We start from the raw sequence: 13,862 nt of genomic DNA, 5'->3' as shown, positions 1-13,862 counted from the left end.
GCCGCCCCCTTAAACAAGGCCGCGACGCGGGCTGTGATCGTAGCTTAGTCCCACTCCGCGTAGTCGTGCAGGTTTGCGGCTTCGGACGATAGACAGAAGCAACCCCGCCCGGCCACGCCATCGTCGGTCTCGACGCACGATGCGCTCCCGGTGTTGCGCGCTCGCAATTGCGTGATCACGACCGCGGCCTGAAACTTCAGGTCGCCATCAGGCGCATCCGTCACCCTCAGAAGGTGGCATGTCGCTGCCACACAGGGGTCCGGTGAGTGTCGGTTGTCTGGGACGGCATCACAGCACGGCAGGTTCTCCATGAGGACCATGCCGCTCGCCGGCACGCGCTCGCCGATGCCGCGAAGAGCTATGATTGGACGAAGCTCCTCTCTCTCATCGAGGCGGATCCATCACTCGCCAACACCACGCGACCCGACGGGCAATCGTTGTACGCGCCTCTCCATCAGGCTGCGCACGGGAATGCGCCTCGGGAGGTCTGCGAAGCTCTGATCCACCTGGGGGCCTGGCGGACGCTGGAGAACGCCCGAGGCGAGCGCGCGGTCGATGTCGCCGAGCGCCTTGGCCACAACCGGCTCATGGCGATCTTGGAGCCCGTGCGAGAGTCGCGCGTCCCCTTCGGCGTGCTGCGCAAGATCCAGGACCACTTCCATACCGTGATCCGGGGCCGCGCCGACGACCTCGTTCGCAATGCACGGCTACGCCTGCCTGAGATTGCGCACCTCCTGGAAACACCCCTGGACGCAGAACCGGCCTGGTTCGCCGTGCCAGGCATGTACGGAGGCTTCGCCTACAGACTGGTCGCGGACGGTGCGAATGCGCGCCTAGACTCCAAGAGCTGGTGCAGGGTCGTCGAAGGCTCAGGACAGCGGCACGAGATCACGTCCGCCGGCGCACGCCTCGTCGAAGAAGGCTTCGTGTGATGCGCGATCGAGCGATGCGTCCCCCAGACCCTCGCCGGGCATCTCCGCGAACGGAATATCCAACGATCACAGACACTTATCTGTGGATCATCCAGGCATGAGCCGAACTCTGGCTGCCCTCACATGACTGGCATGGTATCGACGGAGCCGTCCAAAACCATGGTCCACAGCCCAGGCCGTATGCTCAGTCCAAGTGAGATCTACGAGAATTTCGACGCGCTCGCCCAGCAGAAGCTGGTCGGCGGCGAGTTCGGCTTGGCCCTGATGGAGGCGGTCGGTGCGCCGCGCGTGACCATCACCAAGCTGAAAGACGAGGCCGCCACAGGATCCTTCTCCTGGACCCGTATGCTGCGGTTCGAGACCGTGGCTCTCGGCGATGCCGACCGCGCCCTCGAGCGGATGAAGGCCGAAGCTGCGAGCGCAGCCAAAACGAAGCGGCCTCGCCTGCTGGTGGCCTACGATGGGGAGGGCATCGCCGCCCACGACACGAAGATTGGCGACGACATCCATGAGGGTGTCGACGTCCTGCCGATGGAGGCGGAGTTCTTCTTCCCCCTCGGCGGGCATGAGCGTTACGTCCCAGCCCCGGAGCGTCAGGCGGATGTGCGGGCGACCAAGCACATCTCCCGCTTCTTCGACGCCGTGAGGGATGCGAACCCGGATTGGGCCACCGAGGCCGACCGGCACGCCATGAACCTGTTCATGGTCCGGGTGCTGTTCTGCCTGTTCGCGGAGGACGTCGGCATCTTCGAGGCGGACCTCTTCAAGAGCGCCCTGATCCAGTCGACCCAGGTCGACGGCTCCGATCTCGCCGCCTTTCTCGATGGCGCGTTCGTCCACATGGCAACCGAACCTGCGAAGCGCACGCAGCCCGCCAAGGGGTGGGGCAAGCTGCCCTACGTCAATGGTGGCCTATTCGAAGAAACGTCGCCGATGCCGACGCTCGATAGCCGCTGCCGGAAGCAATTGCTCGCCTGTGCCAAGCTCAATTGGCGCACGATCAACCCCGATATTTTCGGGTCGATGCTCCAAGCCGTCGTTGATATCGATAAGCGCGGTGAAATGGGGATGCACTATACGTCCCCATCGAACATCGCCAAAGTGCTCAATCCGATCCTGCTCGATGAGCTTCGCGCCGAGCTCGAGAAGGCGGGCTCAAACAGGGGTCGGCTACACGAACTGCTGAAGCGTCTTGGTCGCATTCGAGTATTCGATCCGGCCTGCGGATCAGGTAACTTCCTGATCCTCGCCTACAAGGATCTGCGCGCCATCGAGATGGAGATCTTCATCCGGCTCGGTGAGTTCGCACATCCCGTGGTCAAGCTCGAGCACTTCTATGGCATCGAGATCGACGATTTCGCCTGCGAGACCGCACGGCTTGGACTGTGGATCGCTGAGTATCAAGTCAATGAGAATTTCCGGCAGAAGATGGGTAAAGCGCCCCCAGCGCTTCCACTGACGGCTGCAGGGCGAGTGATTTGCGCTAATTCAGCGACGGCAGATTGGCTTGATGTTTGTCCAATAGACCCGGAAAAGGAAACTTATGTCGTAGGCAATCCTCCTTTCAAAGGAGCTCGCAACCTTACCAAGGAACAGCGTAGCGATATCGATCGTGTTATGGGAGGAAAGATCAAGGGCCATAAGGATCTAGATTATGTATCAATATGGTTCTACAAATCTACTATCTATTCCATGTCTACAGGTTGCAAATATGCCTTAGTTGCAACCAATTCGTTGGTTCAAGGTGCTTCCGTGGCATCGTTATGGCCATTCATACTCAAAGACCTTGAGATTAAATTCGCGCACAGATCATTCAAGTGGACAAATCTTGCTTCAAACAACGCCGGCGTTGCGTGTGTTGTTATTGGCATTGGCGCGCCGTCGCAGAAGATCAAAAAGTTGTACGACGAAGGTAGCGTTCGGGATGTCGATACAATTGGTCCTTATCTTGCTCCGAATGTGTCGACAGTCGTAGAGAAGAGATCGAGCCCAATCGCGAAATATTTCCCGGCGATGACTTTTGGCAATCAGCCAAACAATGGCGACGCTTTACTATTAGATAGGTCCGAGCGAGAAGCCATAGTGTCAGATTTTCCGCAGGCGTCTAATTTTATCAAGCGTCTCTATGGCAGCGGAGAAATGCTTAAAGGCTCTGAGCGCTGGTGCATCTGGGTCACCGCCGACAATGAAGAGCAAGCGCGCAAAATAGAACCGTTTAATTCTAGATTTAACATTGTAAGAGATTTGCGCATGAACAGCACTCGTGCGCAAAGCGTCAAATTGGCACGTACGCCGTGGGCATTCGACCCGCAAAATCGGGCAAGAAATCATATGATCGTAATTCCAAGGCATTCTTCTGAAAGTCGGAATTGGCTGCCGGTTGACGTTTTTGACAACTCATCTATTGCGCACGATAGCACTTTTGCAATATACGACGGTGATATCTGGGCTGCGTCGGTGCTTTCGTCACGGATGCATCGGTTGTGGCTAGATACTGTTGGCGGCAAACTTGAAGATAGGCTTAGATACTCAAACCAGCTGGTATGGAACACATTTCCACTTCCAACACTGTCTGATCGCAGAAAAGACGAACTCGAAGAGCACTGGTGGGAAATCGATCGCGCTCGCAAAGAAGCAGGGTTCGGCCGAACCCTCGGCGATCTCTATGTTCCCAAGACAATGCCACCGGATCTGCGCCGGGCGCACGAGGAACTCGACGAGACCGTCGAGGCCATCTTCGGCTCGCGAAAGTACCGCTCGGACGCCGACCGGATCGAGCATATGCTCCAGCTCTATGAGCGCGCCATCGCCGACGAACTCGGCAGAAGAGCGTAAGGGGAAACGCCGTGGCTGAACTCTCTGACACGACCCTCCGCTATGCGGCGGACGGATCCTCTAAGCGCACGGACGCGCTCGGCATGCGCGTCATGCAGCGCCGCGTCTGGGACGTGCGCGACAGCCAGTACATCTTGGTGAAGTCGCCGCCGGCGTCCGGCAAGTCGCGCGCGGCCATGTTCATCGGCCTGGATAAGCTCCAGAACCAGGGGCTCCGCAAGGTCGTCGTCGCGGTGCCCGAGCGCTCGATCGGTGCGTCGTTCCGCGACACGAAGCTCAGCGCCGGGGGCTTCTTCCGAGACTGGAAGCTCGACCGCGATCTGTGCGGCGTCGGCTCGGAGACCGGCTCGAAGGTTACAGAGCTCATCGAGTTCCTCGGCTCCAGCGGCGAGAGCATCGCCCTGTGCACGCACGCGACGCTGCGCTTCGCCTTCACAAGGGCAGGCATCGAGATCTTCGACGGCGCTCTCATCTGCGTGGACGAACTGCACCATGCCTCGTCAAACGACGAGAACAAGCTGGGCTCCCTCCTGCGCGGCCTGATGGACCGCGGCAGCGCCCACGTTTTGGCGATGACAGGGTCCTACTTCCGGGGCGACACCGAGGCGATCCTCCATCCCGAGGACGAGGCGCGGTTCGAGCGGGTGATCTACACCTACTACGAGCAGCTCAACGGCTACGAGTACCTCAAGACGCTGCACATCGGCTTCCGCTTCTACCAGGGCCGCTACCTCGACCGGATGGGTGAGGCCCTGGATCCGGCGCTGAAGACCATCGTCCACATCCCGCATGTGGGATCGAGCGAGGCCGTCGCCGACAAGATGTTCGAGGTCGACGCCATCGTCGACACGCTCGGCGATCCGCTCGGCGTCGATCCGGTCACTGGCTTCGTGAAGGTGCGCAACGGCCGGCGCATTTTGAAGATCGCCAACCTGGTGGACGACGGCCCAGGCCGAGAGAAGGTCATGGCCTCGCTCCGCAAGGTCAAATCCCGCGACGATGTCGACGTCATCATCGCCTTGGGCATGGCCAAGGAGGGGTTCGATTGGATCTGGTGCGAGCACGTCCTCACGGTCGGCTACCGCGGCTCGCTCACGGAAGTGGTCCAGATCATCGGCCGCGCGACCCGCGACGCGCCGGGCAAGACCGAGGCACGGTTCACGAACCTCGTCTCGGCCCCATTCGCGAAGGACGACGTCGTCTCGCGTGCCGTCAACGACATGCTGAAGGCGATTTCGGTGTCCCTGCTCATGGAGCAGGTGATGGCCCCGACCTTCAAGTTCCGCACCCACAAGGGGTCGGACGACATGACCGGGCAGCAGCCTCAGACGGGCAAGCCCGAGCCCGTGACCAATGCCGGCGAGATCGAGGTCATCAACGGCCCCATGGTGTCGGATGAGGCCAAGCGCATCATCGACGCCGATTTTCCGGACCTCGTCGCCAACGTCCAGAGCGATCCCCGGACGATCACGGTGATGCTCAACCCGGACGCGCACCATGCCGACGTGATGCACGACGTCATCACCACCGACATCGTCCGCCGGCGATACCCGCACCAGCCCGAGAGCGTCATCCAGGACGTGGTCACACTGTTCGGGGCTCGGACGGAGCTGGGGCGAGCCGTGAAGGAGGATCCGAGCGTCATCCAGTCCCTAACGCTCGGACTGGACGAACCCACAACAGCAGGCAGTGGTGAGGGATCGTCAGACCCGCAGTTGCCGGGCGGGGGCGACAACTTCATCCGCGCGACCCACAAATTCCTCGACGTGCGCGATCTCCAGGTCGACCTCCTCGGCGGGCGACGCGAGTTCGTTGACGCCTATGAGATCCTGTCGAAAGAGCTCAACGAGGACATCCTCGCCCGCCTCCACGGCGAGGTTCGCGCCATGAAGGTGACGATGACCCGGGAGGAGGCCGAGAAGCTGATGCCGCGCATCAAGGAATTCCTCGCCCGCGAAGGCCGAGAGCCGAACCTGAACTCACCGAACGGGCGCGAGGTCCGTCTCGCCGACGCCCTCGCCTTCATGCGCAAGCTCGCCCGGCAACGACGGGCCGATCTCGCCGGGGCCGATGCCGGCCGCACCGCTGGAGCCGCCAATGGCTGAGACCCCGGACGCCATCGATTATCTGAACGACCCGCTCCTCGCGACGCCCGATGAGAAGGTCCGGGCCGCGCGCACGCCGATCGTCGAGCAGGCCGCCGAGGTTCTGGCACGCATCAACGCGTTCTATACCGAGAACGGGGCCGAGCCGATCTCGCAGAAGGGGCGGAGCGTGCTGGAGCGCATGCTGGCGAACGAGCTCGCAGGCCTGCGCGCGTCCAGGGCGGCCCTCACGGGCCTCGAGCCCTTCGACGTCCACGGGCTCGTCTTCGGCACCAGCCAGGCGGCGGATCCTCTGGACGATCCGTTGCTCGCCGACGGGACCGACATCTTCCAGGTCCGCGATGCCCTGCAACCGCGCGCCACGCCGGACTACGTCGCGGATCGCGTGCCCTGCCAGGACTTCGATCGGTTCGAGGGCCTGTTCGACAGCGTGCGCCAGAGCGTGAAGGAGCGGCTGCGCAAGCCCGTCCCGTTCAGTCAGGAACGGGTCGAGATCGGCGAGTTCTTCGTCCTCAAGGGCCAGATGCTCCAGGTGGCGGATGTCCGCGATAAGCATCAGCGCAACGGCAAGGACGATGCACGCCTGCGCGTTGTGTTCGAGAACGGTACCGAGTCCAATCTCCTAATGTCGTCTCTCGTGCGCAGGCTCTACGAGGACAAGGACGCCCGACGGATCCCAACGACGAGCGCAGGTCCGCTTTTTGAGGGCGCGTCGACCGGGTACGTCTATGTGCTCAGGTCGCTGTCCCCGCGCCCCGAGGTCGCCGGGCTTTTGAAGGTGGGTACGACCGCCGGGCGGGTCGAAGACCGGATCAGCCGGGCCGCCACGCAAGCGACCTACCTGTATGCCGACGTCGAGATCGTCGACACCTACGAGTTCAAGGGGCACTCGGCCCAGGAAGCCGAGCGCCTGGTTCATAAGCAGCTGCGGCCGTATCACGTGGCCCTGAAGGTCACCGGACCGGATGGCACGCCTCACAGCGCGACCGAGTGGTTCCGGATCGATGCCGATGCCGTCGCCGATGCTGTGACCGCTGCTCTCGGGCAGAAGGTGCGAACGATTGCGGCTTGAGCGGGCGTGGCGAGAGAGGTTCAGGTTGGGCGATCGCTTGTCGCCGCCCTGAACCCTCCCGCTAAGCGAACACACGTCACGCTGCGCGGCAGCGGATGAAAGCGCGGCGTCCGAGTGAAGGTGATCCTACCGGCCCTATCGTCAGATATGTCAGTCGTGCTCCACCGAGAAAGACCAAGCCTTCCTCGACGTCGCACCCGGCACTGACGAAGCCGACAATCCTGACAATAGCTCCACTCAGGAGCGGGCCACCCACAGCAGCCCGGCTACCGCGAGGCCAAGCCCGGCGAGGATCGCTGGCTGTAGCATTCGGGTGCGGGGTGGGACGAACCAAGAGGTGCGATAGCGTGTCCCGCACAGGGCTCGCACGGCCTCGGCTTGGCTAGCCGAAACCGCGACCGGCATTGACCACGCGCCGTGCTCGCGCATCCAGAGATAGCGGTGTCGACCGTCAGTGATCGTCGGAAGCCCATCGCAGTCGAGCCCGACCACCGGCATCCATGTCCGCTTGCCGGAGCCGAGCCACTGCCCGGCCCGCGCGTACTTCTCGGGCTGGTTGTCGTCGGCACCGCCCGCCTGCGCGATGTACTCGTCGCTCCGCCGCCAGAGCGCATCGAACCGCGCGATGCTGATCCAGATCGGGACATCCGGGTCAGCCTCGTCCGGCCAGCCGTACTCCAGGGACTGAACGGTCCAATGGACCGGGCGCAGACGCTTAGGAAGTCGGGGCATGGCTCTCGCTTCCGGCACCCGGCTCGTCAAATGGCCATGGCATCGAGTTTTCCCTGTAATGCTGCCGGAGATCGGTATCGACCTCGAACGCGAAGGCCACCTCATCTGAGCCTGACGGTTTCGCCGCCACCCGACTATCCCCCTGCCCAGCCCGAAGGCGCTTGAGTTGCGCGGCGGCCTCACAGAGGCGACGCTCATTCTTCATCAGGGCCTCGTTCAGGGACTTCGCGTCGGCCTGGATACCCGCGAGGACCTCCGCGAACACCAAGACCTCCGACCGCTGAGCGCGGATGGCGCGGATGGCCTCGATGAAAATATCGAGCGTCTCGCTCGAAGCCGGCTTCGCATTGACGAACCAGTACCAAGACGCCCAGCGCTCGACGTCACGCTCGTCGAGCATGATCTCGCCGGACGAAGCCTGGACTGAGGCGAGTTCTCGGTTCTCGACCGCCTTGCGGATTACCTCCTCCGGGAGTGCCGTGTCCTGAGCCGCTTGCGCGAACGTGCACAGGCACCGCGGCAGGATGGGATCTTCGTCGTTCACGTCCTACGCCCTTCTCCCTCCGCCCACCTGCACCAAGCCGGCAGAGCCTCACGACCTTAGCCTTGTGTGTACCCTGGGAACCGTGTTGGCTTAGGGTCACCGATTCAGGCAAGGCGACCGCACCGGCCCCCGCCAGGGGCGAACACAGCTGACAGATCTAACGGATGGCTTCGCTATGGCACGGCCGTGTTCGGCACGTGCGCGAGCACGGCGGTATGCACCATCGCGGGATCGACGCCGGTGCCCTTGTGCCAAGCCTGCAGATGCTGAGGGCGATAGTTCGGATCCGCGCGCCAGCGCTTGAAGACCGAGGCGTCGATCGTCTCGATCACGATCTCGTCGTGGTCGCCCCCGCCACCAAGCGCCGGAATGGTCGGCTCACGAAGCGGTACGCTCCAAGTATCTGAAGTGGAATCGCACGAAAGCTTGACCATACCTCCGATCCCAGACAGCATCGCCCGTGACTGAACAGTACGGTTTCGGCTCGCGATTCTGAGGCGACGATGTGGGACGGCCGGATCGTTTCTCGCGCCATTGAGCTCGAACGGGATGTCGCGCGCGATGCGATCCCATTCAAAGTCCTCTCCATAGCGCCTATTGGAGGGCTCCTACAGGTTCAGATCGAACCGGTGAGAGACCGACACAATCGACCACTAGATGAGAGCCTCGAAGGGGCACGAGCGTGGTGGCCGGCAACGCCACCAGGGAGTGCGGATTGCCTCGCCGTCGACTCCGAAACTAGCACCATCACGCTGCGGTTCGTACGCGGGCCCGCACCGGCCGTCGGCACGGTGCTGATGCTCTACGAGCCCGATTTCTACGAAGCTCTCGCCGGGTTGTGGACACAGCCAGATCTCCAGAGGCGAGCCAACGAGCGCATGACTTCGAAGCCGGGGATGTTCACACCATCCAAGGGCGGCAAAGTCACAAAGGGTGTGAGGCTGCGGCGGGCCCAGGCTGACGCACTACAGTTGGCAGACCAATCGATCGGTCTGCTTCACGGCCCGCCGGGGACCGGAAAGACGACGACCGTCGGTCGTCTCGTCGCAACCCAACTCGCACTCCATTCGGCGTCCATCCTCATCATCGCTACCACCAACACGGCAGTCGATCAGGCTTTGATTGCCGTAGACGACGCGCTGGTGGCCGCAGGCATGACAAAGACTCGCACACGATGCAAAAGGATTGGGAGCCGGGTTGAGGCGAAGCGGTATAAGGGGCGAGAGCATCTGCTTCCCGTCTCCGATGTGGTCCTGTTCGATAAGCTTGTCGCGACCGAAGGCAGGGAACCCGAGAAAAAGGATATCGTTGCCTGGGCTGTATGGAAGCAGGAGGTGGACGGACTGAGAGCAAAGCTCAAAGTTCGGGTTGAAGAAATCGTCACCACGAACAAAGTCGTCGCGATTACGGCCACCGCCGCAACATTTTGGTTTGAGGCGCTACGTGCTAAAGATTTCGATATCATCATCGTTGATGAAGCCAGCCAAATGGGTGGAGCTTCGGCGTTGATGCTGAGCTTGCTGGGCCGGAAGGTCCTATTCGCCGGTGATCCTCAGCAATTGGCGGCGGTCGTCCGGAGCCCTCATCCCGATCCAAGAAAATATCTCGGCACCACAGCTTTCGCTATCTTTCGCGCTGCGCCGACCGTGTTTCTGAATGAACAGTCGCGCATGATCAACGAAATCAGCGAAGTCATCAGCAAGGTGTTTTACGGCGGCAAACTCATCGTCGCCAAAGACGCCGAAATGGATCCCGACTGGCGAGCGCACAGGCGGTTGCCTGTTATCCGCGGCGAGCGGCAAAAGCCGCTGAGAGTGGATCTAGTCTCCACAGATAGCACATGGTCGCAGAAATATCGCGGACCTATCCGCTACGATTCTGCCGATAAAATTGTATCGATCATAAGAGATCTGACAGATTTTGATGTCGAATTAGAGGACATCGTTGTTCTCACGCCGTTCCGAGCGCAGAAGACGCTGCTGCGCTATATGCTGAAGGCCAATAATATGCGTGGCATCAGCGTTTCGACGGTTCACCGCGCACAAGGCAGCGAGAGAAAGGTCGTGATCTTCGATCCTGTCGACGGATCAGGAACGTTTCTTAGAGGCTCAGAAGGCGACCGCCTGATCAACGTCGCTGTATCTCGGGCGAAGTCTCAGGCCATCCTGCTTCTCTCAAAGCGCGATCGCGAGAACTCCACGCTCGATCGAATTGCGCGTATGGCGGGCGCACCTGGATATGAACAGATCAAGGTTGCATCTTACTCGGCACCGTGTATCAGTGCATTCGTCAAGCGAAGCGATTTCCCTGCTTGTCTTCAGAAGCTGACGATACGCATCGCTGACATTGTAGGAACAGTCGTCGCGATCGAGAAGGGAGGCACGCAAATCATTCTTGAGACGCTCAGCGATCAACAGCGCCGAAAATTCTCTGTCGCGCATCTTGTGAAGATGGCGAGTGCCGCCGCATGACGGCTTGAGCTAAAATCATCCTCAGGCCTTGCAGTCACTGCGGTGGCCCGAGCTGAGGAATTTAGGCGCAAGCGACCGGCAGATCCGACACCTGCGTCGTGTACCGGGGCGTGCGCATCTCGAACTTCGTGTTCCAGTCCCGCTTCGTCGAGAGCCCGGCCCTTGCCAGCACGACGGCACCGCGGCCCCAGCGCGCGTTGCAGGCGTCGAGCGCCGCCATCAGCGGCGCGGACCGCTCGCGGTCGAGCCGGCCGATGAGAGCCCGCGGGCTCTCAGCCAGCGGCACGAGGTCGATGGTGATGACCCCGGCTTTCGAGTAGCGCCAGGGCACCTGACCGGGTTCGCGCCAGGTCTTGGCGACGCCGTGTGTCGCAGCCTTGATCAGAGCGAGGCTGTCGTTCGTCGCCTCTGGCAGGCTGACCACGGTCGAGACCGAGCGCATCGGCTCGCCGCGGTCATGCTCGCTCGTGTGGTAGAAGACCGTCACCTGATCGGTGCCGAGCCCGTCGCGCCGCAGCTTCTCGCCGAGCCGCGCGGCGTGGGCGGCGACCGCCTCTTCCAGCGTCGCCCGGTCGCTCACACGGCCTGAGAAGGAGCGGGTGACCGCGCAGCCCTTGCGCCGCGCCGGCACCAGTTCGAGCGGCAGGCAGGAGAGCCCGCGCAACTCGTGGATCATGCGCTCGCCGACGACGGTGAGCGCCTTGCGCACCGGCCGGGGATCGAGGTCGCGCAGATCGGCGACGCTGTCGACGCCCATGGCCTCGAGCTTGGCGAGCGAGGCCCGGCCGATACCCCAGAGCTCGCCGACGTGGATCCGGCAGAGCCAGTGGTCGTACTGGACAGGATCGGTCAGGTCGCAGACGCCGCCGAGGTCCGGCACCGTCTTGGCGATGTGGTTGGCGAGCTTCGCCAGCGTCTTCGTCGGCCCGAGGCCGACGCAGGTCGGGATGCCGGTCCAGGCGCGCACTGTCGCCCTGAGATCCTGCGCGAGCGCAAAGCGGTCCCGCTCGCGCACGTCGGAGAGGTCCAAGAAACTCTCGTCGATTGAGTAGATCTCCACGTCCCGCGCAAAATCGCGGTACACCGCGTTGGTGCGGGCCGACATGTCGCCGTACAGCGTGTAGTTCGACGAGAACACGCGCACGCCTTCAGCCCGGCACATGTCCCGGATCTGAAAGTACGGCGCGCCCATCTTGATGCCGAGCGCCTTGGCCTCGGCCGTCCGGGCGATCGCGCAGCCGTCGTTGTTCGACAGCACGATCACGGGCTTGCCCGCGAGCTTCGGGTCGAACACGCGCTCGCAGGAGCAGTAGAAGCTGTTGCCGTCGATGAGCGCGATCGCCCGGCTCATCGCTTCAGCGCCGCCTTCGCGGTGTGCCAGTGGATCGTGAACCGCACGACGCCCCAGATCACGCCGTCCTGAAGCTCCTCGACGGCGAAGACCGGCAGGTCCGGGTTCTCGAAGGCGAGCCAGGCGCGGTTGCCCTCCAGGCGGTAGCGCTTGATCGACATCTCGCCGTCGATCGCCGCCACCACAACGCTGCCGTCCGTGGGCTGCAAGCTGCGGTCCACGCAGGCGAGATCGCCGTCGAAGATGCCTGCCCCACGCATGCTGTTGCCGGCGATGCGCCAGAGGAAGGTCGCGGGCGGGTTCGGCGCGAGCCAGCGCGGCAGTTCGAGCGCGCCCTCCAGGAAGTCGTCGGCCGGCGACGGGAAACCCGCACAGAGGCTCTGCCCGATCAGCGGGATCCGCACCGCGTCGGCGCTACCGGGCACGAGTTCTTCGATCCGTGCGATCCCCACCGCGCCTCTCCCATTCTGGAACAGAACGCGAACAAATGCGCTGCTGGTTCCGGCTGAAGCAAGCGCGGACGGCAACGGTCGCGCGAGCCTGGGGAAGCCTGTGGATATCGGGGACAGCATTTCGACCCAGGCGGGTACCACGCGGAATCGAATTCGCCACGAACGCGAGTCCAGACCCCCCGCTAAGTCCCCGTCCGGCGCACCCGTTCGCGATCGCAACGCGATCTCGGCAGGCTCTTGTTCCCTTTTTGTTCTTGGTTAACGTCCGGACCAGAAGCCCGGCGGACTGCTCCAAAATCCTAGGAGCGAACGCGGGCTTTTCGGATTCCGGAGGCCCAAAATGGACCGTTTCGAAGCCGAGCTGCACGCGATCGCTCTGCAAGGCTCACCTCACTACCGGGTTCTCCGCAAGCTCGATCGTCGTCCCCTCTACGAGTGGCCCCTGCCCGACAAGGTGAAGATCGGCGTCATCGTCGACACCGAGACCACCGGCCTCGATCCGCACGAGAACGAGATCATCGAACTCGGCATGCTCCGCTTCGCCTACACGGCCAGCGGCACCATCCTGGGCCCGCTCGCCGAGTTCCACAGCTTCCGCGAGCCCTCCAGGCCGATCCCCCGGCACATCACGCAGCTGACCGGGATCACCGACGCGATGGTTGCGGGGCAGCACATCGACGATGACGCCGTGCGCGACTTCGTCGGCTCGGCCGACCTCGTGATCGCCCACAACGCCGCCTTCGACCGTCGCTTCTGCGAGCGCCTGAACACCGTCTTTGTGGACAAGGCCTGGGCCTGCTCGATGAGCCAGGTGCCCTGGCGCGAGGAAGGCGTCGAGGGCACCAAGCTGTTCTACGTCGCCTACCAGCAGGCGTTCTGGTTCGAGGGCCATCGCGCGCTCGACGATTGTTACGCCCTGCTCGAACTCCTCGAGATGCCGCTGCCGCGCTCGCACGCGATCACGATGACGACGCTCCTCGACGCCGCCCGCCGGGAGACCCGGAAAATCTGGGCCATCGGAACCCCATTCGAGGTGAAGGATCGCCTGCGCGAGCGCGGCTACCGATGGAATGCCGGGCAGGACGGGCGCTACCGGGCTTGGCATCGGGAAGTCGACGTGGACCAGGTCGAGGCCGAGCTCTGCTTCCTGGAGGACCTCGATTTCCCCGAGATCGCCCCGCTCGTGACCGCGGTCGACGCCTATATCCGCTTCTCGGATCGGCTATTCTGACACGACACGTCCGGAAGAGCTTCGCGGGCCTGCTGGCCTGCAGCGTCCTGCAGGCTCATCCGGAGGCGGGGATGACGAAGGCGTCTGCCGACTGCGGGTACGACGCCGACCGGGGTTCAGCGCTTCCGTCCCTTCTG

Annotated in this window: 11 protein-coding genes; 6 read left to right on the top strand and 5 right to left on the bottom strand. The window is 62.7% G+C overall.

The window, feature by feature from the left end:
* Positions 1–266: 266 nt before the first annotated feature.
* From MFF54_RS21335 to MFF54_RS21320, 4 genes are all read left to right on the top strand, one after another.
* Positions 267–932, top strand: a complete 666-nt coding sequence (locus tag MFF54_RS21335; RefSeq protein ID WP_238306070.1) for an ankyrin repeat domain-containing protein — start codon at positions 267–269, stop codon at positions 930–932.
* Between the two features lie 159 nt (positions 933–1,091).
* Positions 1,092–3,767, top strand: coding sequence for a class I SAM-dependent DNA methyltransferase (locus MFF54_RS21330; protein ID WP_238306069.1), 2,676 nt, complete (start codon positions 1,092–1,094; stop codon positions 3,765–3,767).
* An 11-nt stretch (positions 3,768–3,778) separates the two neighbouring features.
* A complete protein-coding gene (locus MFF54_RS21325; protein ID WP_238306068.1) occupies positions 3,779–5,872 on the top strand; it encodes a DEAD/DEAH box helicase in 2,094 nt (697 codons plus the stop codon).
* Positions 5,865–6,944 (top strand): GIY-YIG nuclease family protein, encoded by a 1,080-nt coding sequence (locus MFF54_RS21320; protein ID WP_238306067.1) that lies wholly within the window; start codon positions 5,865–5,867, stop codon positions 6,942–6,944. The genes MFF54_RS21325 and MFF54_RS21320 overlap by 8 nt, the downstream gene beginning before the upstream one ends.
* 237 nt (positions 6,945–7,181) lie before the next feature.
* Here the strand turns inward: MFF54_RS21320 and MFF54_RS21315 are convergent, their stop codons facing one another.
* The 3 genes from MFF54_RS21315 to MFF54_RS21305 form a co-directional block, all read right to left on the bottom strand.
* On the bottom strand, positions 7,182–7,676 hold the full coding sequence (locus tag MFF54_RS21315; RefSeq protein WP_238306065.1) for a plasmid fertility inhibition factor family protein: 495 nt from the start codon (positions 7,674–7,676) through the stop codon (positions 7,182–7,184).
* The gene (locus MFF54_RS21310) at positions 7,660–8,220 is read right to left on the bottom strand and encodes a hypothetical protein (protein WP_238306063.1); all 561 of its coding nucleotides are present in this window, start codon (positions 8,218–8,220) and stop codon (positions 7,660–7,662) included. Before MFF54_RS21310 ends, MFF54_RS21315 begins: the two co-directional genes overlap by 17 nt.
* A gap of 173 nt (positions 8,221–8,393) precedes the next feature.
* Positions 8,394–8,654, bottom strand: a complete 261-nt coding sequence (locus MFF54_RS21305) for a hypothetical protein (RefSeq protein WP_238306061.1) — start codon at positions 8,652–8,654, stop codon at positions 8,394–8,396.
* 69 nt (positions 8,655–8,723) lie between these two features.
* On the opposite strand from MFF54_RS21305, the gene MFF54_RS21300 reads away from it, so the two are divergent.
* Positions 8,724–10,691 carry a DEAD/DEAH box helicase gene (locus MFF54_RS21300; RefSeq protein WP_238306051.1) on the top strand — a complete coding sequence of 656 codons (1,968 nt, stop codon included), beginning with the start codon at positions 8,724–8,726 and terminating at the stop codon, positions 10,689–10,691.
* Between the two features lie 61 nt (positions 10,692–10,752).
* On the opposite strand, the gene MFF54_RS21295 is transcribed toward MFF54_RS21300, so the two are convergent.
* Positions 10,753–12,042, bottom strand: a complete 1,290-nt coding sequence (locus tag MFF54_RS21295) for a Y-family DNA polymerase (RefSeq protein WP_238306049.1) — start codon at positions 12,040–12,042, stop codon at positions 10,753–10,755.
* Positions 12,039–12,494 carry a LexA family protein gene (locus MFF54_RS21290; RefSeq protein ID WP_238306047.1) on the bottom strand — a complete coding sequence of 152 codons (456 nt, stop codon included), beginning with the start codon at positions 12,492–12,494 and terminating at the stop codon, positions 12,039–12,041. Before MFF54_RS21290 ends, MFF54_RS21295 begins: the two co-directional genes overlap by 4 nt.
* Positions 12,495–12,834: 340 nt before the next feature.
* On the opposite strand from MFF54_RS21290, the gene MFF54_RS21285 reads away from it, so the two are divergent.
* Positions 12,835–13,725: a 3'-5' exonuclease gene (locus MFF54_RS21285; RefSeq protein WP_238306046.1), complete on the top strand. Its 891-nt coding sequence runs from the start codon at positions 12,835–12,837 to the stop codon at positions 13,723–13,725.
* Positions 13,726–13,862: the final 137 nt, after the last annotated feature.

Source organism: Methylobacterium gregans, assembly GCF_022179245.1.
Classification (GTDB): domain Bacteria; phylum Pseudomonadota; class Alphaproteobacteria; order Rhizobiales; family Beijerinckiaceae; genus Methylobacterium; species Methylobacterium gregans.
Note: the sequence above shows the minus strand (reverse complement) of the source record. Positions and strands in the feature narration are given on the sequence as shown.

Bases quoted from the DNA above. Each gene is read 5' to 3' on its own strand.
- MFF54_RS21300 (WP_238306051.1), top strand. From the start codon at position 8,724: ATGTGGGACGGCCGGATCGTTTCTCGCGCCATTGAGCTCGAACGGGAT.
- MFF54_RS21285 (WP_238306046.1), top strand. From the start codon at position 12,835: ATGGACCGTTTCGAAGCCGAGCTGCACGCGATCGCTCTGCAAGGCTCA.
- MFF54_RS21320 (WP_238306067.1), top strand. From the start codon at position 5,865: ATGGCTGAGACCCCGGACGCCATCGATTATCTGAACGACCCGCTCCTC.
- MFF54_RS21330 (WP_238306069.1), top strand. From the start codon at position 1,092: ATGGTCCACAGCCCAGGCCGTATGCTCAGTCCAAGTGAGATCTACGAG.
- MFF54_RS21295 (WP_238306049.1), bottom strand. From the start codon at position 12,042: ATGAGCCGGGCGATCGCGCTCATCGACGGCAACAGCTTCTACTGCTCC.
- MFF54_RS21305 (WP_238306061.1), bottom strand. From the start codon at position 8,654: ATGGTCAAGCTTTCGTGCGATTCCACTTCAGATACTTGGAGCGTACCG.
- MFF54_RS21315 (WP_238306065.1), bottom strand. From the start codon at position 7,676: ATGCCCCGACTTCCTAAGCGTCTGCGCCCGGTCCATTGGACCGTTCAG.